Origin of the sequence: Ralstonia sp. R-29 (genome assembly GCF_049913345.1) — a bacterium.
Taxonomy (GTDB): Bacteria; Pseudomonadota; Gammaproteobacteria; order Burkholderiales; family Burkholderiaceae; genus Ralstonia.
Genome location: NZ_CP184377.1, coordinates 3499229 through 3521350, shown reverse-complemented (window position 1 = coordinate 3521350; position 22122 = coordinate 3499229). Strand labels below are relative to the sequence as shown.

Sequence of the window (22122 nt, the reverse complement as noted above, 5' to 3'; positions counted from 1 at the left end):
TCAGGAACGTTCATGCCCCATACGCTGAAGACCGCTGCCGACCTGGAAGCCGTGTACGGCGCGCCGAACCCGCGCTCGCTACTCAAGGAGATCGACCACCTGAACGCCGACTACCGCGCATTCGTGGAGGCGTCGCCGTTCATCGTGCTGTCATCGGTGGGTGCGCAGGGCACGGATGCTTCGCCGAAAGGGGACGCACCGGGTTTCGTGCGCATTGTTGATGAACGCACACTGATGATTCCCGACCGCCCCGGCAACAACCGCATCGACAACCTGCGCAACATCGTAGAAGACGGGCGCGTGTCGGTGCTCTTCATCGTGCCGGGCGTGGGTGAGACGCTGCGCGTGAACGGCACGGCCACGATCTCGGCTGATCCGGCGCTGCTCGCGTCCTTTGCGGTGCAGGACAAGCTACCGCGCAGCGTGATCATCGTGCATGTGCAGACGGTGTACTTCCACTGCTCGAAGGCGCTGGTGCGCTCCAAACTATGGGAACGCGGCGCGCAGGAGGTAAAGCCCGCCGTGCCCAGCGCAGGCAAGATTCTGCAGCGCATCAGCGGCGGCGCGTTTGACGGCGATACCTACGATCGCGAATTGCCCGAGCGGCTGAAGACAACGCTGTACTGAGCGTTCAGCGCTTGGCGGTAACTTTCTTCGCGGCGGCCTTCTTGGTCGCCGTTGGCTTTGTGGCGGCGCGCTTGGGCTTGGCAGCCTTCGCGTTCGCATCACGCAGCGCGGCTTCAATTGCCAGACGCGCCCAGTCACGCAGCGGCTGGCCGCCGTCGAGCGCCTCGGCCGGCGTGCTCAGGTAGCCCTTCGTGCTGATGGTACGGCCGCCGCGGTCGTAACTGAACGGCGTGGATTTTTCGGCGAGAAAGCGCTCGCGCGTGAGATCGTCCACGCGCAGATAACACGTGCTGCGGAATACCAACGCGAAGACGATGTCGTCGTAATACAGCGCCGCGCCGCCAAACATCCGGCCGGCACGAATCTCGCCAATCTGCGCGGCGAGCGGCCTGAGTTCATCCAGCAACCAAGTAGCCAGCGGATCCAGTGCGGCAGCCATTTACAAGCCCAGACGCTGCCAGATAGCGCGCGTGGCGCCGGCCGCGTTGAGCGTGTAGAAATGCAAGCCCGGTGCACCGCCTTGCAGCAGGCGATCGCACAGCGCCGTCACCACATCCAGCCCGAAGGCGCGAATCGATTCGCGATCGTCGCCAAAGCTCTCCAGACGCTTGGCCACCCAGCGCGGGATCTCGGCACCACACATCTCGGAAAAACGCATCAGTTGCGACGAATTCGTGATCGGCATGATGCCCGGCACGATGGGCACCTCCACGCCGAGCTTGCGCACGTCGTTCACGTACTGGAAGTACGCGTCGGCATTGAAGAAGTACTGCGTGATGGCGGAATCCGCACCGGCCTTCACCTTGCGGGCGAAGTTCTCCAGATCGTGCTTGGGCGAGCGCGACTGTGGGTGGTATTCCGGGTACGCGGCCACCTCGATGTGGAACGTGTCGCCGGTTTCCTGGCGGATGAACTCAACGAGTTCGTTGGCGAAGCGAAACTCACCGATCTCGCCCATGCCCGAGGGCATGTCGCCGCGCAGCGCCACGATGCGGCGGATGCCGTGCTCGCGATACGTGTTGAGGATGCCGCGGATGCTCTCGCGCGACGAGCCCACGCACGACAGGTGCGGCGCGGCCTCGATGCCTTCGCGCTGGATCTCCACCACGGCGTCGAGCGTGCCCTGTTGCGTGGTGCCGCCCGCGCCAAACGTCACGGAAATAAAGCGCGGCTTGAGCGGCGAGAGTTGCGCACGCGTGTTGCGCAGCTTCTCGGCGCCTTCCGCCGTCTTGGGCGGGAAGAATTCGAAACTGAATTGACGGTCTTGCATGACAGAAACCTTAAGCCTCGCGCAGCAGCAGGCTCGACAGCAGCCACGAGATCACGCTGTACAGGATGGAACCCAGCAGCGCCGCGCCAAAGCTGGCCACTTGAAAGCCCGACAGCAGGTTGCCGACGAACAGGAACAGCAGCGCGTTGATGATGAAGATGAACAGCCCGAGCGTGAGCAGCGTCACCGGCAGGGTGAGGATGACCAGGATCGGACGGATCAGCGTGTTGACGAGGCCCAGCACCAGCGCCGCGATCAGCGCGGAGCCAAAGCCGTTCACGTGGATGCCTTGGAGCAGATAGGCAACAAGGAGCAACGCCAGCGCGTTGATGACCCAGACAGCGAGCAGTCTCATGGGGAGTCCTCGAGTTGAGTGCCGGCGGCGGGGAATGCCGCCGGCAGTTACGGCTTAGTAACGGTAGTGATCAGCCTTGTACGGGCCGGTCTTGGCAACGCCGATGTACGCAGCCTGCTGATCGGTCAGCTCGGTCAATTGCGCATTCAGCTTCTTGAGTTGCAAGCGCGCGACCTTCTCGTCCAAGTGCTTGGGCAGCGTGTACACGCCCACCGGGTACTTGTTCGAGCCCTTCTGCGCTTCCGTCCACAGCTCGATCTGCGCGATGGTCTGGTTGGCGAACGAGCTGCTCATCACGTACGACGGGTGGCCCGTGGCGCAGCCCAGGTTCACCAGGCGGCCCTTGGCCAGGATGATGATCTTCTTGCCGTCGGGGAAGATCACGTGATCGACCTGCGGTTTGATCTCTTCCCACTGGTACTTCTCGACCGAGGCGATATCGATCTCGTTGTCGAAGTGGCCGATGTTGCAGACGATGGCCTGGTCCTTCATCTTGGCCATGTGGTCGTGCGTGATGACGTGGTAGTTGCCCGTGCAGGTGACGAAGATGTCGCCGTGCTCGGCGGCGTAGTCCATGGTGACCACGCGGTAGCCTTCCATCGCGGCTTGCAGCGCGCAGATCGGGTCGATTTCGGTCACCCACACTTGTGCCGACAGGGCACGCAGCGCTTGTGCCGAGCCCTTGCCCACGTCGCCGTAGCCGGCCACGATCGCCACCTTGCCGGCGATCATCACGTCGGTCGCACGCTTGATGCCGTCGACCAGCGATTCACGGCAGCCATACAGGTTGTCGAACTTGCTCTTGGTGACCGAGTCGTTCACGTTGATGGCCGGGAACCGCAGTTCGCCGCGCTGGGCCATCTGGTACAGGCGGTGCACGCCCGTGGTGGTTTCTTCCGTCACGCCCTTGATGGCGTCGAGATTGCGGCTATAGAAGGTTGCATCCTTCGCCAGCTTTTCCTTGATGGCCGCAAACAGGAAGGTTTCCTCTTCGCTGGTCGGCTTGGAAATGACGGAGGCATCTTTCTCAGCCTTGGCGCCCAGGTGCAGCAGGATCGTCGCGTCGCCGCCGTCGTCCAGGATCATGTTGGGCGTGCCGCCATCGGCCCATTCGAAGATGCGGTGGGTGAAGTCCCAGTATTCCTTGAGCGACTCGCCCTTGTACGCAAACACCGGCGTGCCCGACACGGCGATCGCGGCAGCAGCGTGATCCTGCGTCGAGAAGATGTTGCACGAGGCCCAGCGCACGTCCGCGCCGAGCGCCTTGAGCGTCTCGATCAGCACGGCGGTCTGGATGGTCATGTGCAGCGAGCCGGCAATGCGCGCGCCCTTGAGCGGCTGGCTGGCGGCAAACTCTTCGCGGATCGCCATCAGACCCGGCATTTCGGTCTCGGCGATGGCGATTTCCTTGCGGCCCCAGTCGGCCAGCTTGATGTCGGCGACGAGGTAGTCGTTCTTGAGATCGGTCACAGCGTTCATTGGATCACTCCGAAAAGATTGGGTGACCGCACGCGGGGAGAGGACTACGGGGCCGAGGCCTTGCCTCGTGTAGATGCGTTCTCGCCATCGTGTCAGCCACGATACTGCGAGCGCCGTTTGAACTTCCGAGCCTGGCGGCCAGACTGTGCTGGACCGTTGCAACGCTCCTCGGAATGGGCTGGATTGTAGCGGATTCATTCCCGCTGCGGCAGGTCAACGCGCGCTTGCCGTGTGATGCATGAGACCACCGATCAACGAAAACGAGGCCGGTCAAGGCTTTCACCCCAACCGGCCTCGTTTTCAGCGTCGCGATTTCGCCACCTCGGCCGTCAACGACGGCCCCGTGAGGCGATCAGCCTTTCCTGTACTCGGGTGGGCTGGCAAAGCGATGATCGTCGCCCGACTTGTCGTCGCCCGGGAATGCACTCGGGCCTTCTGCTGGCGACGGTTTGCGCTTCTTGTTCGGGTCGGTCAGCTCAAACACGGCGGTACCGATGACGCCAACATTGCTGGCCGCCCCGTTCTTGCTGTTGGCCGCGTAAGCGTCGTCCACCTCAGCAAAACGGAACGCGGCCACTTCCTTCCGGCTCTTGCGGAATCCTTCCACCTGCAGGGTTTCACCCGGCTTCAGAACATAGCCGTTGTTTCGGATGCTGCCTGCCCGGCCGTTCATGACATCCAGGCCATCGACCGTGGTGACGATTTCGTAGATGGTCTGCTTGGAGTAGTTCTGATACTGCAGCACATAGCGTTCACCCTTCTTCCCTTGAAGGTGGCCATTCGCGCCATCCAGGTAAATCGACCACGGCTCGTTTCCGTCACGAAGCACGGTCAATCCGATCCGGCCTTTGGCGAGCATGATTTCGCGGACGGCTCGGCCGTCTCCCCTTGCTTCGGAATAAGACAGCGTGTGCTGAATCACCGGCTCGCTGCTCACACGCCGGAGATCCACCGTTTGCAGCCGCGATTCAATCCCTTCGCCCCACTGCGTGCCGAGTTGCGCGGAATCCGCGTGCTTGTCCAGCGCCACGGGTTGTTGCGCGCATCCGGCCACAACCATCACGCCCAAGGCCGCCATGAGGCTGGCCCACATCCATCGCATTTTTGTGAGTTTCATTGCTTCGCGTTTAATTGCGGTGCTCAATAGCCGCCGGCACATTGGGTCGCCGGGCCTCGGCGGCATTATCCACGGCCAAAATCGGCACCACGTTACTGAATCAACACAAACGCCAATCACGGAACATTCGGGCCTCAGGGATCCAGCAGCATGTTCAACATCCGCTGCGGATTCGCCAAAAAATCCCGCGTCACCTGAAAGTGCTCGGTCTCCTCATAGGCGATACGCCGGAGGCCGTCCCCATCGCACTGATAAATCCACGCATCGGGATACGCCATCAGAATGGGCGAGTGCGTGGCGATGACGAACTGGCTCTCCGCCTTCACCAGATCGTGCAGACGCGTGAGCACCGCCAGTTGCCGCTGCGGCGAGAGCGCCGCCTCCGGTTCGTCGAGCAGGTACAGGCCATTGGGCCCAAACCGGTTCATCAGCAGCGCGAGGAACGATTCGCCATGCGATTGCGCATGAAGCGACTTGCCGCCGTACGAATCGATCACACGGCCGCCCATGCCAGGCTCGTCGTCCATCTGCTGGATGTTGGTGGCCACGTTGAAGAAGCTCTCCGCGCGCAGGAAGAACTCGGTGCGCGGTTTGCGAAAGCCCCGGGCGATGCGCAGATGGGCGTGCAGCTCCGAATGCGAGGCGTGCGTGCTGAAGCGGAAGTTGCGCGAGCCGCCCTCGGCGTTGAAGCCCATCGCCACGGCAATCGCCTCCATGAGCGTGGATTTGCCCGAACCGTTCTCACCTACGAGGAACGTGACCTTCGGATGCAGCTCCAGCGTATCGAGCGCGCGCACGGCGGGCAGGCTGAACGGATACGCGTCGAAGGTGGTGATGGTGTCGCGCCGCAGCGTGACGTGGCTGACGAACTGGCGGGTGAGCATGGTCGGCAGGGGTCAATGAGAGATGCCGCATCGTATCGCGCGTAGCCTGCAGCACACCGCACTGTCAATGCGCGGTCACACGCCAACCTTGCGATCGGGTTAGGAAGCGGCCCTCTCGCATCACAGACATGCAACACGCCGACACCACAGTGCCGGGCATCGTTCAGGGAGCCAACGATGCACAACCATAACCTTACGAAGTACGCCGCCGCCGCGGTAGCCGCGCTGGCCATGGCCGCCTGCGGCAGCGATGGCACATCCGCCACCGGCAACGCCACACCCGATGCCGGCACACCCAGCACCACCCCCACCAAGAACGTCGTGTTCTTTCTGGGTGATGGCATGGGCCTGACCACCATGACCGCCGCGCGCATCTACAAGGTGGGCGAAGACGGCGAGCTGACCATGGACACGCTGCCGGAAACCGGCTTCGTGCGCACCTATTCGAACAACGCGCAGGTGACCGATTCCGCGCCATCGATGTCGGCCTACATGACCGGCGTGAAGATGAACAACGAGGTCATCTCCATGTCGGCGGACACGATGGCCTATGACGCGGGCGGCAAGGATTACCTGTCGGGCGCCGACAGCACCTGCCCGAGCGGCAACGGCAAGCCCGCCACCACGCTGCTCGAACTGATGAAGGCCGCAGGCTACGGCACGGGCGTGGTCACCACCACGCGCATCACGCACGCCACGCCGGCCGCCACGTATTCGCACATCTGCCACCGCGACGGCGAGAACACCATCGCCGCGCAACTCACGCCGGCCGGCAAGGGCTTCAACGCCGCGCTGGGTGATGGCGTGGACGTGGTCTTCGGCGGCGGCCGCAAGCACTTCCAGCCGACCACCGCAGGCGGCGCGCGCACCGACGGCCGCGACCTGATTGCAGAACTGAAGGCCGGCGGCTACCGCTACGCCAGCAACAAGGCCGAGTTCGACACGCTGGCCGCCACCGACAGCAAGGTCGTGGGCCTGTTCACCAGCAGCCACATGTCGTACGACCTGGACCGCGACGCCACCAAGGAACCGAGCCTGGGCGAGATGACCAACAAGGCCATCGACGTGCTCGCCGCCAAGAAGAAGGGCTTCTTCCTCATGGTGGAAGGCGGCCGCATCGACCACGCGCTGCACGAGACCACCGCCCGCAAGGCGCTGCAGGACACGGTGGCATTCGACTCGGCCATCCGCGGCGCCATCGACAAGCTCAACACGATCGACCCGGGCCTGAAGAACACGCTGATCGTCGTGACCGCTGACCATGACCACACGCTGGTGCTCAACGGCTACGCCAAGCGCACCGGCCCGACCAGCGACGTCAACCCCGGCGTGCTGGGTCTGCTCAAGAGCTACGTGAATGGCAACAACGCCACCGACACGGCCGGCAACCCGTTCACCATCATCGGCTTCGGCACGGGTGAGAACCGCCCGGCCACGCGCGGTGCGCTGACGGATGCCGCCGTGTACGACAAGACCTATCACCAGGAAGCCGTAATCCCGGTCGCCCCGGGCGGCGAGACGCACGGCGGCACCGATGTCTTCATCGGCGCGCGCGGCCTGGGCGCCGAGCGCTTCACCGGCACGATGGACAACACCGAGGTCTTCGGCCTCATCAAGCAGGCCGTGGGTCTGTAAGAGGGAGAAGGCAACCATGACTATGCAATCGAATCGCATCCTCCGCGCCACGCTGCTGGCGCTGGCAGCCGGTGCCTGTGCCCAAGCACACGCCGCTGGTGAAGCCAAGAACGTGATCTTCTTCCTGGGCGACGGCATGGGCCCGACCACCGTCACCGCCACGCGCATCTACAAGGTGGGCGAGGCCGGCAAGCTGACGATGGAAACGCTCAAGCGCACGGCGCGCATCAAGACGTATTCCAACGATGCGCAGACCACCGACAGCGCCCCGTCGATGTCGGCCTACATGACCGGCGTGAAGATGAACAACGAAGTCATCTCCATGTCGCAGGACACCAAGGCGTTTGACGCGGCCAACAAGGGCTACGTGACCGGCTCGGACAGCACGTGCCCCGCCAACAACGGTACGCCGGCGACCACGCTGCTGGAGCTGGCCAAGGCTGCCGGCAAGTCGGTGGGCGCCGTCACCACCACGCGCCTGACGCACGCCACGCCGGCCGCCACGTACTCGCACATCTGCCACCGTGATGGCGAAAACCAGATCGCCGCACAAGGCACGCCGGGCAACGCGCTGTACAACGCCGCACTGAAGGATGGCGTGGACGTGTTGCTCGGCGGCGGCCGCCGTCACTACCTGCCGCAGGGCACCGCCGGCAGCAAGCGCACCGACACCACCGACCTGACCGCGCAGTTCCAGACCGCCGGCTACACCTACGTAACCACCGGCACGCAGTTGACGGCCATCAACCCGGCCACGACCAACAAGCTGCTCGGCCTGTTCAACCTCGACCACATGAACTACGAGCTGGACCGCAAGAAGAACAGCGTAGACGAGCCGAGCCTGGCCGACATGACCGAGAAGGCCATCCGCGTGTTGCAGAAGAACGGCAAGGGCTACTTCCTGATGGTCGAAGGCGGGCGTATCGACCACGCGCTGCACGGCACCAACGCCAAGCGCGCACTGGAAGACGCCGGTGCGTTTGACGAAGCCATCAAGCGCGCGCTGGGCACGGCCGACTTGTCGAACACGCTGATCGTCGTGACGGCCGACCACGACCACACCATGACGATCAACGGTTACCCGCGCAAGGGCAACCCGATTCTGGGCGTATCGAACGACATCAAGACCGGTCAGCCGCAACTGGCCGCCGACGGCCTGCCGTACACCACGCTGGTCTTCGGCAACGGCGGCACGCCGCGCAAGGCGACGCGTGACAACGTCGCCGCCGTCGACACCACGGCAGACGACTACCTGCAGGAAGTGGGCGTGCAGCTCGGCACGCCCGGCTCGGAAACGCACGGCGGCGGGGATGTGATGCTGTTCTCCTCTGGTCCGGGCAGCGCACCGCTGAAGGGCACGCTGGACAACACGAAAGTGTTCGGCGTGGTCAAGACGGCCATGGGCCTCTGATTCCGGCGTTTCCTTTCGCGCGCATGCCGAGGCAATCGGCATGCGCTTTTTTCGTTTTGGCTTTCCCGACTTCGACTTCGTATGACCCGATCTGCCCGCATCCTGTTTTCGCTCGCTTTCGCCGCGCTCGCTGTCACGACACAGGCCGCCGGCCCTGCTGCATCGAACACGCTGACCGCACTGCGCGTCGAACACCAAATGTCGTCGCTCGGCACCGACGGCATCCAGCGCGACGTCCGCTTTGCCGAGCGCGTCTATCGCCAGGGTGACCGCGTGTGGATTGCGCGCGAACTGCCACCTGAGTCCGCCCACGCCAAGGATGAGCACACGAGCGACGCCACCAACGCCCACGCCGGCCACAAACACGCGGATACCGACACCGCCCCGCGCTGGATCGAACGCGACGCCAAGGGCGCGCTGACCGTGCGCGTCGTCAGCGAATCGCAGCAGAAGAACTACGCCGTGGAGCCGGCCGAGTATTCCAACATCGGCTTCGACGGTTCGTGGGCGACGGCCTACCATCTGCTCGACCCGGCCGCGCTCAAGGGCATGCGCGCCGACGGCCCCGTGCGTAACGGCGTGCAGACCTACACCGCCAAGCAGGGCGAACGCACCGTCACGGTGGAGTGGGATGTCGCCGGCCAATACCCGCGCCGCGTGGAATCGCGCAACGCCAGCGGCAGCCAGCGCAAGCTGACGCGCGTGACGCCGCTGCCCGCACCGGCCGCCGCACCGTGGGCGCGTGCCCAGCGCTACGCTGCGGCGGATTACACCGACCTGATGGACTGAGACCGCCGAACGACAGAGACGGGATGCGGCGCACAGAACGTCGCGTCCCAGGTGCAAACCCGCAAGGGCGGCCCTCAGATGCTCACGGGTGACGGGTTACCCCTCACACTTGAGCCTCGGGCTGTCATCGATGACGGTTTACCCCTCACGGTTGCGCCTCAGACTGTCATCGATGGCGGTTTACCCCTCACGGTTGCGCCTCAGACTGTCATCGATGACGGTTTACCCCTCACGGTTGAGCCTCAGACTGTCATCGATGACGGTCTACCTCTCACGGTTGGGCCTCAGACCGCCATCGATGACGGTTTACCCCTCATCGTTGAGGCTCAGATTGTCATGCGTGACGGTTTACGCCTCACGGTTGCACCTTTGGCCAGCATCTGCGCAGCGTAAAGCTCAGAGGCTGACAGCCACCCCGCCGACATCCGTCCGGCCGCGATAGCGCTATAGTGCGAACACCCCCCACCGCTCGCACTCGCCATGACGATCACCGACCCGACCCTCGCTGCGTTTGCTGCCCCCGCCTCGCACGTACCGCGCGTGCTCACCATTGCCGGTTCGGACAGCGGCGGCGGGGCGGGCATCCAGGCCGACCTGAAGACATTTGCCGCGCTCGGCTGCTACGGCATGTCGGCTATCACGGCCATCACCGCGCAGAACACGCTGGGCGTGACGGCGGTGGAATCGCTCACGCCGGACATCGTGGCCGCGCAGATCGATGCCGTGACAGGCGACATCGGCGTGGATGCCGCCAAGACCGGCATGCTAGGCACGCCGCAGGTGGTGGAAGCCATCCTCTCGGCGCTAGACCGCCACCCGATCGCCAACCTCGTCGTCGATCCGGTCATGGTCAGCACCAGCGGCGCGGCGCTGGGCAGCGACGCCACCATGCAGGCGATGGCGAAATGGCTGTTCCCGCGCGCGTTGCTGGTCACGCCCAACCTGCCGGAGGCCAGCGCGCTGCTCGGCCGCGACATCCGCACGACGGACGACATGCTGCCCGCCGCGCGCGACTTGCTGGCACTCGGCCCGCGCGCGGTGCTCATCAAGGGTGGGCACCTGACGGACGCGGCTACCGCCAGTGAAGACGGCGTGCTGCAAGACGTGCTCGTCACCGCCGACGGCATCGAACGGGTCTACACCCACACGTACATCGACACGCCGCATACGCACGGCACTGGCTGCACGCTGTCAGCCGCCATCGCGGCGCACCTGGCACGCGGCGACGCGCTGGAAGCCGCCATCGAAGCATCGCTCGACTACCTGCTGCACGCCATCGGCGCCGGTCGCCACCTCGCACTCGGGCGCGGCGCCGGTCCGCTGAACCACGGCTTTGCACCGCGCCCGCTGGCCGCACCCCGTGCGCTGGAAGTGGACGTCGACGAGGATTAACGCCCAGGAGCCACCATGAAGCGCTTGCCGACCCTGCTGGTTCGCCGCCTTGCGGTGGCTGTGCTGTGCGCGCTGCTCGGCGCCTGCAATGGCTACGTCAGCATCGGCTCGCCCATCGGCAGCGTCTTTTCGATTGGGGGCACGTTGACAGGGCTGCCGGGCGGTCAGTCGATCGTGTTGCTCAACAACGGCCGCGACTCGCTCACGCTGGCGTCCAATGGCGCGTTTGTGTTTGGTGGGCTGGTGCCGTTCGACGGCAGCTATGTGGTGACGATCAGCACGCAGCCGGCGTCGGCCAACTGCGTGGTGGCCAATGGCAGCGGCACTGTCAACGGCGATGTGAACAACGTGCAGGTGACGTGCCAGCCGCGTTAGGCAGCCCACGCCCACAACAAAAAAGCGCGGACGTTGATCCGCGCTTTTTCGTTTCCGCTCACCAGCTCACGCCGATGCGCCGGCCTGCTCCTTGGTCCACTTCTCCATGCGCTTGGCCATCTCACCGGGCGCGACGTCTTCCACATGTGTGGACACGGTCCACACGTGGCCGAACGGGTCTTTGAGCGTGCCGGAGCGATCGCCGTAAAACTGGTCCACCACCGGGCGGACCTCCGTGCCGCCGGCCTTGAGCGCGTTGGCAAACACGGTATCGACGTTGGGCACGTAAATCATCAGCCCGACCGACGTACTCTGCAGCGTGTCGGGGCTGGCGCAAGCCATGTTCGGCACTTCGTCGGCCATCATGATGGGGGAATTGCCGATGCGGATTTCCGCGTGCGCGATGGTGCCGTTGGGGCCCGGCATGCGCATGATCTCGGTGGCGCCGAAGGCCTGCTTGTAGAAATCGATCGCCTTTGCGGCGCCTTTGATGCTCAGGTACGGGGTGACGCTGTGGTAACCCTCGGGAATGGGCTGGACCGCCATGTCTTGTCTCCTGCAGCGTGAATGGATTCGCCACCATGGCAGCAGCCACAGCGGCGCACGAACAGGATAGGTCAGCCGGAAGGCGCGCGCGTGTCGAAACCCGTAGGAGGTGCGGCGCGCCGCGCTCAGAACATCGTCAGGCGCGCACGTGCGTCGCAAACGTCGCTTGCAGCGCGTCGACGGCGGCGGGCACATCGTCCGCCTGGGTGATGGCGCGCACCACAGCCACGCAGCCCACGCCGGATTCCAGCACACGCGGCATTGCAGCGAGGTCGATCCCGCCGATGGCCACCAGCGGGGGGGCCGGCACGCGTGTGCGCATGGCCGCCGCATAGGCGAACAAGCGGCCGAGGCCTTGCGGCACCGTCGGCATGGTCTTGGTGGGCGTGGCAAACACGGCGCCCAGCGCGAGGTAGCTTGGGTTCAACGGGGCAACGCGCAGCATCTCGGCAAAGCCGTGCGTGCTGATGCCCAGGCGTAGACCTGCAGAACGGATCGCCACGAGGTCCGCATCGTCGATGTCTTCCTGGCCGAGGTGGATGCCGTAGATGCCGCTGTTGGGCACGCTCGCATGCACGTCCAGCGCAACTTGCCAGTGGTCGTTGATGAACAGGCGCGTCTCGCTGCCGCGCGCGGCAGCTTCTGCGCGACGGACCTGATCGACCACGGCTTGCGCGTCGTCCGACTTGAAGCGCAACTGCACGGTCGGCACCTTGAGCGCGACGAGGCGCTCAATCCATTCCGCATCCGGCACCACGGCGTAGATGCCGAGCTGCGTCGGGCACGGTGCGAAGGCGAGGTTTGCTCCGGCCGGGCAGGGCAACGCAGGTTCGAGTACACGGGGCAGGGCGTCGAAGCGCGTGGGCCACGCCAGCGCATCGGCGTTGCCTTCGGCGATCCACGCACGGGCCACGCACAGTGCATCGCGTGGTTCGAAGGCCAACGCGAGTGCTGCGCCGAAGATGGCGACGAAGCGTGCGTCGAGCGCATCGCCCCTCGCCGTAGAGGTGAAGCGGTACGTGCCAAGGCGGTCGTGCACGGTGTCGATGCGTTGATCGCCGTGCGTCTCGCTGAGTACGACAGCGGCACCCGCTGCGCGAGCGCGTTCGGCTTGTGCGGCGTCGGTGGTTAGCAGAACCGTTGCGGTGGTCGTCGCGTCTTCAGCGCGGTCGGTCACGCTCCAAGCGTGCGGGGCGCTGCCGAAGGCTTCGAGGTGGCGATCAACGATCTGTGCGGCAAGCGCAGCCGCTTCCGGCCACGCAGCGGAAAAACGCAGGGACGACAGGCTCATGCGCTTTTCTCGTCCGCGTGCCAGAACGGAAGCCCGACAACCGGCGTGCTGGCTTGCGCCACATCACGCTCAGGCATCGGGCCCGACAGACGTGCCAAGCGACCGGCCTGCGTGGCCATCGCAAACGCCTGCGCCATCGCCACCGGGTCGCCGGCTTGCGCGACGGCGGTGTTGAGGAGCACGGCGTCGTAGCCCCATTCCATCACTTGCGTGGCGTGCGAGGGCACACCCAGGCCCGCATCGACGATGAGCGGCACGTTCGGCAGGCGCTCGCGCAGCAGGCGCAGGCCGTATGGGTTGGTGGGGCCGCGACCGGTGCCGATGGGTGCGGCCCACGGCATCAGCGCCTGGCAGCCGACGTCGAGCAGGCGGCGGCACAGCACGAGGTCTTCGGTGCAGTAGGGCAGCACCTTGAAGCCGTCGCGGATCAGGCGTTCAGCGGCGGCAGGCAGCGCGAGCGTATCGGGCTGCAGCGTGTAATCGTCGCCGATGACTTCGAGCTTGATCCAGTCCGTCTCGAACACTTCGCGCGACATCTGCGCGAGGGTGTAGGCCTCGTCGGCGGAATAGCAGCCAGCGGTGTTCGGTAGCACGGGCACGCCGAGTTCGCGCAGCATCTTCCAGAAGCCGGCGCCGCCTTCGGGCGAGCCCGCACTCTGGCGGCGCAGCGCCACGGTCAGCATGGCCGGGTTGGACACGCGCACCGCGTCTTCCAGCGATTGCGGCGACGGATAGCGTGCGGTGCCGAGCAGCAGACGCGAGGCGAAGGTCTCGTCGTACAGGCGCAGTGGATCGGCTTGACCGGCGAGCGCGGAAAGATTCGTAGTGGTCATCAAGAACTCCTAGCCGCCCACGACAGGCTGCACGAGTGCAATGCGATCGCCTGCGTTGAGCGCGTGCTGAGCGTGGCGCGCCTTGGGCACGAAATCGCCGTTCACGGAGGCCGCAAACGGCGGCGTGATCTGCAGTTGCGGCGCGGCCGCACCAATGGCGTCGGCCAGCGTGCTGCCCGCAGGCAGCGCGAGCGACAGGTCGTTGAGGGTGACGTTCAGCGTCATGACAAAACAGGTTCGGGCGATGCGCTTGCAGCGAACAGCGCGGGCCATTCGCTGTCTTGCGCATCAATGGCACGGCCATCCAACAGATCACGTGCCACCGCCACCGCAGCTTGGGTGACGGCGGGCGCGATCATGTAGCCATGCCGGTACAGGCCATTCACCGACAGCGTGCCCAGTCCTGTTCCACCCTTGTCCCAGCGCAACGCCGGGCGATGGTCAGGCAGGGTCGGGCGGCACTGCGTGTTCAGTTCCAGCACGCGCGCCTCACCAAAGGCGGGGTGCACGGCGTAGGCGGCAGAGAGCAACTCCAGCGTGGAGCGCACGCTGGCGGGCGACATATCGTCGGATTCGATTTCCGTCGCGCCAATCACATAGACATTGCCCGGCTTGGGCGCGATATACAGCGGATAGCGCGGATGCAGCATGCGCACCGGCCGCGTGAGCGACACATCGGGCGCATGGATGCGCGCCACCTCGCCACGCAGACCGCGCAAGCGCGGCCATTGCGGCTGGGCACCGAGGCCACGGCAATCGAGCACGAGACGTGCGCCGAGGCCATAGGCCGCGAGTGCATCAGGGCTCGGATCAGTCACTTCCGTGTTCCAGCGCAGTTGCACGCCGAGTGCTTCCAGTTCCGTCGCCAGCGCATCGAGCAAGGTACGCGGATCGAGTTGACCTTCGCCCGCCAGATACAGCCCCTGCGTGAAGCGCTGCGCAAGCAGCGGCTCCAACGCAGCGATGCCTGCCGCGTCGACCGCGCGCAAATCTGCGGCGACACGCTCGGCCGGCGCGGCAGCACGCACGTGGTTGGCAAACAGCGATGCCTCACCACGGTCTGCCGCGTGCCACACGACCAGCGTGCCGGCTTCCTGGAAGAACACCGGCGTACGCAGCTTGGGCAGCCACGAGCGCCACAGCGCCAGGCTGGCCAACCCCAGATCGACGACAAAACGATCCGCCACGGCGGCCTCGGCCAGCGGCGCCAGCATGGCCGCAGCCACGTACGCAGCAGCACTGCTGCCATCGCGCGCGCCGCGCTCCACCACGGCAATGCGCGCAGCCGGCACACCCGCCTGCACGAGTTGCCAGGCGCACAGGCGGCCCGCGAGGCCGCCGCCGAGGATCGTTACGTCAAAAGGAGTTGGCATGTCGCCCAGTACATTAGCTGTAGATCTTGCTGCCCGTCTTGCGGAACTCGATCGACTTCTCTTCCATGCCCTGTGTTGCGGCGGTGGCGTTGGCGTCGAGCGTGGCCGCGTAGTCGCGCACTTCCTGCGTGATCTTCATCGAGCAGAACTTCGGGCCGCACATCGAGCAGAAGTGCGCGATCTTGGCGCCTTCGGCCGGCAGCGTTTCATCGTGGAAGGCACGTGCCTTTTCCGGATCGAGGCCGAGGTTGAACTGGTCTTCCCAGCGGAACTCGAAGCGTGCCTTGGACAGCGCGTTGTCACGCAGCTGCGCGCCCGGCCAGCCCTTGGCAAGGTCAGCCGCGTGGGCAGCAATCTTGTAGGTGATGATGCCTTCGCGCACGTCTTCCTTGTCCGGCAGACCCAGGTGTTCCTTGGGCGTGACGTAGCAGAGCATGGCCGTGCCGTACCAGCCGATGTTGGCCGCGCCGATGCCGCTGGTGATGTGGTCGTAGCCCGGAGCGATGTCCGTCACCAGCGGGCCCAGCGTGTAGAACGGGGCTTCGAAGCAGTGCTTGAGCTCTTCGTCCATGTTGGCCTGCACGCGCTGCAGCGGCACGTGACCCGGGCCTTCGATCATCACCTGCACGTCGTGCTCCCACGCCTTCTTGGTGAGCTCGCCCAGCGTGTGCAGCTCGCCGAACTGCGCGGCGTCGTTCGAGTCGGCAATGCAACCCGGGCGCAGACCATCACCCAGGCTGAACGACACGTCGTACGCCTTCATGATTTCGCAGATCTCGTCGAAGTGCGTGTACAGGAAGTTTTCCTTGTGATGCGCCAGGCACCACTTGGCCATGATCGAGCCACCGCGCGAGACGATGCCCGTGATGCGGTCGGCCGTGAGCGGCACGTAGCGCAGCAGCACGCCGGCGTGGATGGTGAAGTAGTCGACGCCTTGCTCGGCTTGTTCGATCAGCGTGTCGCGGAACATCTCCCACGTCAGGTCTTCGGCCACGCCGCCGGTCTTGTCCAGCGCCTGGTAGATCGGCACCGTGCCGATGGGCACCGGCGAGTTGCGCAGAATCCATTCGCGCGTTTCGTGGATGTGCTTGCCGGTGGACAAGTCCATGATCGTGTCGGCGCCCCAGCGGATCGCCCACACCATCTTTTCCACTTCTTCAGCCAGCGACGACGTCACCGCCGAGTTGCCGAGGTTGCCGTTGATCTTCACGCGGAAGTTGCGGCCGATGGCCATCGGCTCCAGTTCCGTGTGGTTGATGTTGGCGGGGATGATCGCGCGGCCGGCGGCGATTTCTGCGCGCACGAATTCAGGCGTGATGTCTTCGGGACGCTGCGGCAGGTTCGCGCCGTACGAGAAGCCCGGATGCTGCTTGAGCAGTTGACGGTACTCGGGCTTGTCTTGCAGTGCTTGCAGGTTCAGCGATTCACGCAGCGCGACGTATTCCATTTCCGGCGTGATGATGCCGCGGCGCGCGTAGTGCATCTGGCTCACGTTGGCGCCGGCCTTGGCGCGGCGCGGCTTGGAGATGTGCGAGAAGCGCAGGTGTGCGGTGGCCGGGTCGTTGGCACGCGTCTGGCCGTATTCGGACGACAGGCCGGAGAGGATTTCCGTATCGCCGCGTTCATCGATCCACTTGGCGCGCAGCGGGGCCAGGCCGGCCTTCAGGTCGATGTGCACGTCCGGGTCGGAGTACGGGCCCGAGGTGTCGTACACCGGCACCGGCGGGTTCAGCATCTCGCCCTTGTCGGTACGCGTGGCGGTCTGCTTGATGGTGCGCATCGGCACGCGGATGTCCGGGCGGCTGCCGGTGATGTAGGTCTTGCTGGAGGCCGGATAGGCGAACTTCTGGTCGAGCTCGGACTGCAGCGAGTCGAACGATGCGGCGGGGGCGTTTTTGGCTTGGGGCATGGTCTCGTCCTGGATTCTGTGGCCTGGTGGAGCAGGCAGTGGACGAAACCGGGAGAGGTGGCGGAACCCAAAGAACTGAGGGCGGGCTGCCAGAGACTACGCGGTGTTCTGAAACTTCCCACGCCGGTACGAACCGGATCGGGTGCGAAGGGACTCTCTCAGCCGCACGGCCCATCCGTACGGCACCCCTGTTTCATCCAACGAGGCTGAATTTAAGCACAGGGCTGCCAGCGTTGCCAGCAGGAATTCCCGCTAGGTGACGGTTGCCCCGTCATTTCAGTCCAAACCCCTGCGCAATGTGCATCGGGGCGCACGGACCCCGCTTGCCTTGATCTGGCGCAATCCGGCCCCGTTTCACCTATGCGACGCTCGAACCCATTTTCGATTGCATTGCGGCACAGCCGCTAGGGGAGTTGTCATGCTGGAGCGTCGTTTCACACTCGCGGGGCGCAGCCTCGTACCCATCGTGCAGGGCGGGATGGGCGTGGGTATTTCGGCGCACCGGCTGGCCGGCGCCGTGGCGCGCGAAGGTGGCGTGGGCACCATCGCCAGCATCGACTTGCGGCATCACCACGAAGACCTCGTGGCCGCCACGGAAAAATCGCGCGACAAAGACGCCATCAACGCCGCCAACCTCGTCGCGCTGGACCGGGAAATTCGCGCCGCGCGTGAAGGTAGCCAGGGCAACGGCCTGATCGCCGTGAACGTGATGAAGGCGGTGGAATCGCACCCCGCGCTGGTGCGGCAAGCATGCGAGAGCGGCGCCGATGCGATCGTCATGGGTGCCGGGTTGCCGCTCGATCTGCCCGAGATGACGGCGGCGTATCCGAAGGTGGCACTCATTCCAATTCTTTCCGACTCGCGCGGCGTGGGCGTGGTGCTCAAGCGGTGGATGAAGAAGGCGCGGCTGCCGGATGCGGTGGTGATCGAGCATCCGGCGCACGCGGGCGGGCACCTGGGCGCGGCGCGTATCGAAGACCTGCGCGACGAGCGGTTTTCGTTTGCACGCGTGCTGGATGAATGCCGTGAGCTGATCGAGAAGCTCGGACTGGCGGCAGAGCAGATTCCCATCATCCTGGCCGGCGGCATCGATTCACATGCCAAGGTGAAGCACTGGCTCGACAAGGGCGCTGCGGCTGTGCAGCTCGGCACCGCGTTTGCCGTGACCGAAGAGGGCGATGCACACGAGCGTTTCAAGCGCGTGCTGACCGGTGCGGAGCAGGGCGATATCGGCGAGTTCGTCAGCGTGGCGGGGTTGCCGGCACGGGCGGTGATGACGCCCTGGCTGTCGCGTTACCTATCGCGTGAGAGCGCACTGCAGGCCAAGGCCAAGGTGCGGGATTGCCTGCAAGGGTTCGATTGCCTGCAGACGTGCGGCCTGCGGGATGGCATCGGCAAAGTGGGGCAGTTCTGCATCGACCTGAAGCTCGCGCAGGCCCTGCGGGGGGATGTGGAGCGCGGGCTGTTCTTCCGTGGCGCCGGCAAGCTGCCGTTTGGGGAGGCGATCCGGCCGGTGCGGGAGTTGATGCACTACCTGCTGACGGGGGAGAGGCCGGCATTCACGGCGTCTGAAACGCACGCAGAAGCCACTGCCGCCGTATAGAAACCCGCCTCCAGCCGCGCAAACCCTCGGTGGTCTACCATGGGTTCACAACAAACGTGACACCCCAGGAGACCTCCAATGCCCACCGAGGCCACGCACCGCGTCTTCAACCAGGTTCCGGATCTGACCGGTTTCAACCCGTTCACGTCCGACACCACGCTGCAAGGCGCCCTCGAACGCCTGGGTGGCGGCTGGAACGCCAGCGCGCTGCAAGCCTTCGGTGACCAACTCGGCGCCCCCGAAACCCTGCGGTGGGCCGCTGAGGCCAACACGTACCACCCCGAACTCCACACCCACAGCCGCACCGGCGAGCGCATCGACGCCATCCGCTTCGACCCCGCCTGGCACGCACTGCTCGGGCTGATGCGCAGCCAGGGCCTGCAGGCGCTGCCGTTTGCCGAACCGCGCCCAGGCGCTTGGGCCGCCCGCACCGCCGGCTACTTCATGCAGGCGCAGATCGAATCCGGCTCGCTGTGCCCGGCGACGATGACCTTCGCCAGCGTCCCCGTGCTGCAGAAAGAGACCGCGTTGTTTGCCGACCTGGGGCCGCGGCTCTACGCTCGCGAACACGATGCACGCGATCTGCCGTGGCGGCAGAAGACTGCCATCCTCATCGGCATGGGTATGACGGAGAAGCAAGGCGGCTCGGACGTGCGCAGCAACACCACGGTGGCGATGCCCCTGCGTGGCGAGGGACGCGGTGCCACGTACGCCATCACCGGGCACAAGTGGTTCTTCTCGGCGCCGATGTGCGATGCGCACTTGGTCGTCGCGCGCATGGGCGCAGAAGACGGGCCACTGTCGTGCTTCTTCGTGCCGCGCTTTCGCGACGATGGCAGCAAGAACCCCATCCAGATCCAACGCCTGAAAGACAAGCTCGGCAACCGCTCCAACGCCAGCAGCGAGGTGGAGTTCCGCGGCGCGGAGGGCATCCTGATCGGCGAGGAGGGGCGCGGCATTCCGACCATCATCGAGATGGCGACGCACACGCGGCTCGATTGCGTGATCGGCAGCGCGGGCATCCTGCGCCACGCGCTGATGCAGGCGCTGCACCATGCGCGCCACCGCATGGCATTCGGGCGGCTGCTGGCCGATCAGCCACTCATGCGCAACGTGCTGGCCGATCTCGCGCTCGAATCGCAAGCCGCGACCTTGCTGATGATGGAACTCGGCGACGCCTTCGAGCGGGCCGACACGGATCCGCTAGCGGCCGCGTGGAAGCGCATCGTCACGCCGGCCGCCAAGTTCTGGGTCTGCAAGCGCGCCATCGAAGCCACCGGCGAGGCGATGGAAGTCTGGGGCGGCAACGGCTACGTGGAAGAAGGGCCGATGGCGCGCCTGTACCGCGAGGCGCCCGTCAATTCCATTTGGGAGGGCTCGGGCAACGTGATGTGCCTGGACGTGCTGCGCGCGATCGGCCGCACGCCGGACGATGCGCTGCGCCTGCTGCACGACATTGGCGAGCGTGCGCAGGGCCACCGGGCCGTGCGCGCGGAACTGGCTGCACTGCAGGCGATGCTGCATCAGCCAGGTGACATCCAGGAGACGTCCGCACGCCGCATCGCGCAAGGGTTAGCGCTCACTGCGCAGGCGGCGCTCATGCTCGCCCATGCCCACCCGGACGACGCCGAGCGCTTCATCGCCAGCCGTTTTCACCATCAGCATGGCCGCGTGTTCGGCACGCTGGATGGCAATGCGCAGGCGTTGGGCGCCATGCTGCAGCGCGCGTGGCCGGTGTAGGGCAGGGGCAACCGCCACGCCAAACCCCGCGGACGGCCCAGCGGCGGGCCCCGGCCCGATACGGTGGCGGACGGATTCCGCACGGTTTGTAGGCCTTCTCTGAATACGTTTGAGGGTATACCCGTAAATCGCGGATAATGCGCGCCCATGGCGGCGCGTGACATTGCTACAGGTCGGGCATCCCGGGGGGGATGACGGCGCGCCCAGCCAGCGCTGCGCAGCCGCGGACACTGTTCCGCAATCGGCTGCGCAGAGGGCCGCGTCGAGAGGGCACCCGACGCGGTCCGGTACCTACCAATAGAAGCCCAGTTCTCTTCTAGGATCGTCAACCATGCTGTTCCCTGCGCGCACGTGGCTGCTGGCCGCGCTTGCCGTTCCCGCCGCTGTTTCCGCTTCCCTTGCAACCGCCGCCTCGCCCACGCTCGATCGCATCCGCGACACCGGCACGGTGCGCCTGGCCTACCGGGAAGATTCAATTCCGTTCTCGTACCTGGACGGCAGCAAGCCGGTCGGCTACTCCATCGACATCTGCTCGCGGCTGGTCGATTCGATCAAGACTTCGCTCAAGCGGTCCGACCTGAAGGTGCAGTACGTACCGGTCACGGCCGTCACCCGTATGGACGTGGTCGCCTCGGGCAAGGCCGACCTGGAATGCGGCTCGACCAACAACTCGCCTGAGCGCCGCCAGAAGGTGGCTTTCACGGTGCCGCACTACATCACCAAGGGTCGCATGCTGGTGAGGGCCAGCTCGTCCATCCAGCAGTGGGAAGACCTGAACGGCAAGACCGTGGTGGCCACACGCGGCTCGACCAATGCGGACGTGGCTCGCAAGCTGAACGACACCGGCATGACCGTGAATGTGGTCGATGCCAACGACCTGCGCAGCGCCTTCGCCATGCTGGCGGATGGCCGCGCGAATGCGTTTGCCGGCGACGACATCCTGCTCGCCGGCATGCGCGCCACGAGCAAGAACCCGGCGGACTACCGCGTGGCGGGCAAGACGCAGCTGGTGTCGTCGTACGCGATCATGCTGAGTAAGCAGGACCCCGAGTTCAAGAAGCTGATCGATCAGTCGATAACGCGGCTGATTGTGGATGGCGAGGTGCCGAAGCTCTACAAGAAGTGGTTCCAGCAGCCGATTCCGCCCAATGGCGTGAATTTGGAAGTGCCGATGAGCTATTTGTTGCGGGATTCGTTTAATACGCCGACGGATAGTGCTGGCAACTAATGCTGCTGGGTCGGGATGGATGCTGGTGGTCCATCCCTGGTTTCATCCCCTGCCGGGGCTGACTCACTTTCTTTGTCTTGCCAAAGAAAGTAAGCAAAGAAAGGCGCGCCCGAGATGGCGACTGATCCCTTGAATTTATGTCGCAGGGAGGGAGAGGAGGCAAACTCGCTTCGCTCAGACAAGCCTCCTCTCTTCTTCCTCCCTGCAACAGAAATTCAAGGCGCCATCTAGGGCATCAACGGCCGAACCATTGGTGTGCGGGTGT

General features: G+C 65.2%; 21 protein-coding genes and 2 riboswitches. Of the genes, 9 read left to right on the top strand and 12 right to left on the bottom strand.

What is annotated here, in order from left to right:
- Window positions 1-12 precede the first annotated feature (12 nt).
- Complete coding sequence (locus tag ACN9M1_RS16595; protein ID WP_426396097.1) at window positions 13-627, top strand: pyridoxamine 5'-phosphate oxidase family protein; 615 nt, start codon at window positions 13-15, stop codon at window positions 625-627.
- 4 nt (window positions 628-631) lie between these two features.
- Here the strand turns inward: ACN9M1_RS16595 and ACN9M1_RS16590 are convergent, their stop codons facing one another.
- The 6 genes from ACN9M1_RS16590 to ACN9M1_RS16565 form a co-directional block, all read right to left on the bottom strand.
- A complete protein-coding gene (locus ACN9M1_RS16590) occupies window positions 632-1066 on the bottom strand; it encodes a TfoX/Sxy family protein (RefSeq protein ID WP_426396095.1) in 435 nt (144 codons plus the stop codon).
- Window positions 1067-1897 (bottom strand): methylenetetrahydrofolate reductase [NAD(P)H], encoded by an 831-nt coding sequence (metF, locus tag ACN9M1_RS16585; protein ID WP_426396093.1) that lies wholly within the window; start codon window positions 1895-1897, stop codon window positions 1067-1069.
- A gap of 10 nt (window positions 1898-1907) precedes the next feature.
- Complete coding sequence (locus ACN9M1_RS16580) at window positions 1908-2252, bottom strand: phage holin family protein (RefSeq protein ID WP_426396092.1); 345 nt, start codon at window positions 2250-2252, stop codon at window positions 1908-1910.
- Between the two features lie 54 nt (window positions 2253-2306).
- Entirely contained in the window at window positions 2307-3731 is a 1425-nt protein-coding gene (gene ahcY / locus ACN9M1_RS16575; RefSeq protein WP_426396091.1) for an adenosylhomocysteinase, read from the bottom strand.
- A 101-nt stretch (window positions 3732-3832) separates the two neighbouring features.
- A riboswitch (S-adenosyl-L-homocysteine riboswitch) is annotated at window positions 3833-3907 on the bottom strand.
- A gap of 176 nt (window positions 3908-4083) precedes the next feature.
- Complete coding sequence (locus ACN9M1_RS16570) at window positions 4084-4875, bottom strand: hypothetical protein (RefSeq protein ID WP_426396089.1); 792 nt, start codon at window positions 4873-4875, stop codon at window positions 4084-4086.
- A 107-nt stretch (window positions 4876-4982) separates the two neighbouring features.
- Window positions 4983-5732 (bottom strand): AAA family ATPase, encoded by a 750-nt coding sequence (locus tag ACN9M1_RS16565; RefSeq protein WP_426396087.1) that lies wholly within the window; start codon window positions 5730-5732, stop codon window positions 4983-4985.
- Between the two features lie 177 nt (window positions 5733-5909).
- Between ACN9M1_RS16565 and ACN9M1_RS16560 the strand changes: the two genes are divergently transcribed.
- The 5 genes from ACN9M1_RS16560 to ACN9M1_RS16540 all read left to right on the top strand — a co-directional run bounded on the left by ACN9M1_RS16560 (window position 5910) and on the right by ACN9M1_RS16540 (window position 11334).
- Window positions 5910-7367 carry an alkaline phosphatase gene (locus ACN9M1_RS16560; protein ID WP_426396085.1) on the top strand — a complete coding sequence of 486 codons (1458 nt, stop codon included), beginning with the start codon at window positions 5910-5912 and terminating at the stop codon, window positions 7365-7367.
- Window positions 7368-7383: 16 nt separating this feature from the next.
- A complete protein-coding gene (locus tag ACN9M1_RS16555) occupies window positions 7384-8778 on the top strand; it encodes an alkaline phosphatase (protein ID WP_426396083.1) in 1395 nt (464 codons plus the stop codon).
- Window positions 8779-8859: 81 nt separating this feature from the next.
- Window positions 8860-9567, top strand: coding sequence for a hypothetical protein (locus tag ACN9M1_RS16550; RefSeq protein ID WP_426396081.1), 708 nt, complete (start codon window positions 8860-8862; stop codon window positions 9565-9567).
- A gap of 480 nt (window positions 9568-10047) precedes the next feature.
- On the top strand, window positions 10048-10959 hold the full coding sequence (thiD, locus tag ACN9M1_RS16545; protein ID WP_426396079.1) for a bifunctional hydroxymethylpyrimidine kinase/phosphomethylpyrimidine kinase: 912 nt from the start codon (window positions 10048-10050) through the stop codon (window positions 10957-10959).
- Between the two features lie 15 nt (window positions 10960-10974).
- Window positions 10975-11334 (top strand): hypothetical protein, encoded by a 360-nt coding sequence (locus tag ACN9M1_RS16540; protein ID WP_426396077.1) that lies wholly within the window; start codon window positions 10975-10977, stop codon window positions 11332-11334.
- Between the two features lie 66 nt (window positions 11335-11400).
- Here ACN9M1_RS16540 and ACN9M1_RS16535 read toward each other — a convergent pair whose 3' ends face one another.
- From ACN9M1_RS16535 to thiC, 6 genes are all read right to left on the bottom strand, one after another.
- Window positions 11401-11880, bottom strand: a complete 480-nt coding sequence (locus ACN9M1_RS16535) for a VOC family protein (RefSeq protein ID WP_426396075.1) — start codon at window positions 11878-11880, stop codon at window positions 11401-11403.
- Between the two features lie 136 nt (window positions 11881-12016).
- Complete coding sequence (locus ACN9M1_RS16530; RefSeq protein ID WP_426396073.1) at window positions 12017-13171, bottom strand: thiamine phosphate synthase; 1155 nt, start codon at window positions 13169-13171, stop codon at window positions 12017-12019.
- A complete protein-coding gene (locus ACN9M1_RS16525; RefSeq protein ID WP_426396071.1) occupies window positions 13168-14004 on the bottom strand; it encodes a thiazole synthase in 837 nt (278 codons plus the stop codon). Before ACN9M1_RS16525 ends, ACN9M1_RS16530 begins: the two co-directional genes overlap by 4 nt.
- A 9-nt stretch (window positions 14005-14013) precedes the next feature.
- Window positions 14014-14229: a sulfur carrier protein ThiS gene (thiS, locus tag ACN9M1_RS16520; RefSeq protein WP_426396069.1), complete on the bottom strand. Its 216-nt coding sequence runs from the start codon at window positions 14227-14229 to the stop codon at window positions 14014-14016.
- Complete coding sequence (locus ACN9M1_RS16515) at window positions 14226-15377, bottom strand: FAD-dependent oxidoreductase (RefSeq protein WP_426396067.1); 1152 nt, start codon at window positions 15375-15377, stop codon at window positions 14226-14228. The genes thiS and ACN9M1_RS16515 overlap by 4 nt, the downstream gene beginning before the upstream one ends.
- Before the next feature lie 13 nt (window positions 15378-15390).
- Window positions 15391-17286 carry a phosphomethylpyrimidine synthase ThiC gene (gene thiC, locus ACN9M1_RS16510; RefSeq protein ID WP_426396065.1) on the bottom strand — a complete coding sequence of 632 codons (1896 nt, stop codon included), beginning with the start codon at window positions 17284-17286 and terminating at the stop codon, window positions 15391-15393.
- A gap of 98 nt (window positions 17287-17384) precedes the next feature.
- Window positions 17385-17486, bottom strand: a riboswitch (TPP riboswitch).
- Window positions 17487-17704: 218 nt separating this feature from the next.
- On the opposite strand from thiC, the gene ACN9M1_RS16505 reads away from it, so the two are divergent.
- From ACN9M1_RS16505 to ACN9M1_RS16495, 3 genes are all read left to right on the top strand, one after another.
- Window positions 17705-18889 carry an NAD(P)H-dependent flavin oxidoreductase gene (locus tag ACN9M1_RS16505; protein WP_426396063.1) on the top strand — a complete coding sequence of 395 codons (1185 nt, stop codon included), beginning with the start codon at window positions 17705-17707 and terminating at the stop codon, window positions 18887-18889.
- Between the two features lie 78 nt (window positions 18890-18967).
- A complete protein-coding gene (locus ACN9M1_RS16500; RefSeq protein ID WP_426396062.1) occupies window positions 18968-20629 on the top strand; it encodes an acyl-CoA dehydrogenase family protein in 1662 nt (553 codons plus the stop codon).
- 331 nt (window positions 20630-20960) lie between these two features.
- On the top strand, window positions 20961-21857 hold the full coding sequence (locus ACN9M1_RS16495) for an amino acid ABC transporter substrate-binding protein (protein ID WP_426396061.1): 897 nt from the start codon (window positions 20961-20963) through the stop codon (window positions 21855-21857).
- The last annotated feature ends 265 nt before the right edge of the window (window positions 21858-22122 follow it).

Bases quoted from the DNA above. Each gene is read 5' to 3' on its own strand.
- ACN9M1_RS16495 (WP_426396061.1), top strand. From the start codon at position 20,961: ATGCTGTTCCCTGCGCGCACGTGGCTGCTGGCCGCGCTTGCCGTTCCC.
- ACN9M1_RS16555 (WP_426396083.1), top strand. From the start codon at position 7,384: ATGACTATGCAATCGAATCGCATCCTCCGCGCCACGCTGCTGGCGCTG.
- thiD (WP_426396079.1), top strand. From the start codon at position 10,048: ATGACGATCACCGACCCGACCCTCGCTGCGTTTGCTGCCCCCGCCTCG.
- ACN9M1_RS16580 (WP_426396092.1), bottom strand. From the start codon at position 2,252: ATGAGACTGCTCGCTGTCTGGGTCATCAACGCGCTGGCGTTGCTCCTT.
- ACN9M1_RS16550 (WP_426396081.1), top strand. From the start codon at position 8,860: ATGACCCGATCTGCCCGCATCCTGTTTTCGCTCGCTTTCGCCGCGCTC.
- ACN9M1_RS16565 (WP_426396087.1), bottom strand. From the start codon at position 5,732: ATGCTCACCCGCCAGTTCGTCAGCCACGTCACGCTGCGGCGCGACACC.
- ACN9M1_RS16535 (WP_426396075.1), bottom strand. From the start codon at position 11,880: ATGGCGGTCCAGCCCATTCCCGAGGGTTACCACAGCGTCACCCCGTAC.
- ACN9M1_RS16560 (WP_426396085.1), top strand. From the start codon at position 5,910: ATGCACAACCATAACCTTACGAAGTACGCCGCCGCCGCGGTAGCCGCG.
- metF (WP_426396093.1), bottom strand. From the start codon at position 1,897: ATGCAAGACCGTCAATTCAGTTTCGAATTCTTCCCGCCCAAGACGGCG.
- ACN9M1_RS16505 (WP_426396063.1), top strand. From the start codon at position 17,705: ATGCTGGAGCGTCGTTTCACACTCGCGGGGCGCAGCCTCGTACCCATC.
- ACN9M1_RS16530 (WP_426396073.1), bottom strand. From the start codon at position 13,171: ATGAGCCTGTCGTCCCTGCGTTTTTCCGCTGCGTGGCCGGAAGCGGCT.
- thiC (WP_426396065.1), bottom strand. From the start codon at position 17,286: ATGCCCCAAGCCAAAAACGCCCCCGCCGCATCGTTCGACTCGCTGCAG.
- ACN9M1_RS16540 (WP_426396077.1), top strand. From the start codon at position 10,975: ATGAAGCGCTTGCCGACCCTGCTGGTTCGCCGCCTTGCGGTGGCTGTG.
- thiS (WP_426396069.1), bottom strand. From the start codon at position 14,229: ATGACGCTGAACGTCACCCTCAACGACCTGTCGCTCGCGCTGCCTGCG.
- ACN9M1_RS16515 (WP_426396067.1), bottom strand. From the start codon at position 15,377: ATGCCAACTCCTTTTGACGTAACGATCCTCGGCGGCGGCCTCGCGGGC.
- ACN9M1_RS16590 (WP_426396095.1), bottom strand. From the start codon at position 1,066: ATGGCTGCCGCACTGGATCCGCTGGCTACTTGGTTGCTGGATGAACTC.
- ACN9M1_RS16525 (WP_426396071.1), bottom strand. From the start codon at position 14,004: ATGACCACTACGAATCTTTCCGCGCTCGCCGGTCAAGCCGATCCACTG.
- ACN9M1_RS16595 (WP_426396097.1), top strand. From the start codon at position 13: ATGCCCCATACGCTGAAGACCGCTGCCGACCTGGAAGCCGTGTACGGC.
- ACN9M1_RS16500 (WP_426396062.1), top strand. From the start codon at position 18,968: ATGCCCACCGAGGCCACGCACCGCGTCTTCAACCAGGTTCCGGATCTG.
- ahcY (WP_426396091.1), bottom strand. From the start codon at position 3,731: ATGAACGCTGTGACCGATCTCAAGAACGACTACCTCGTCGCCGACATC.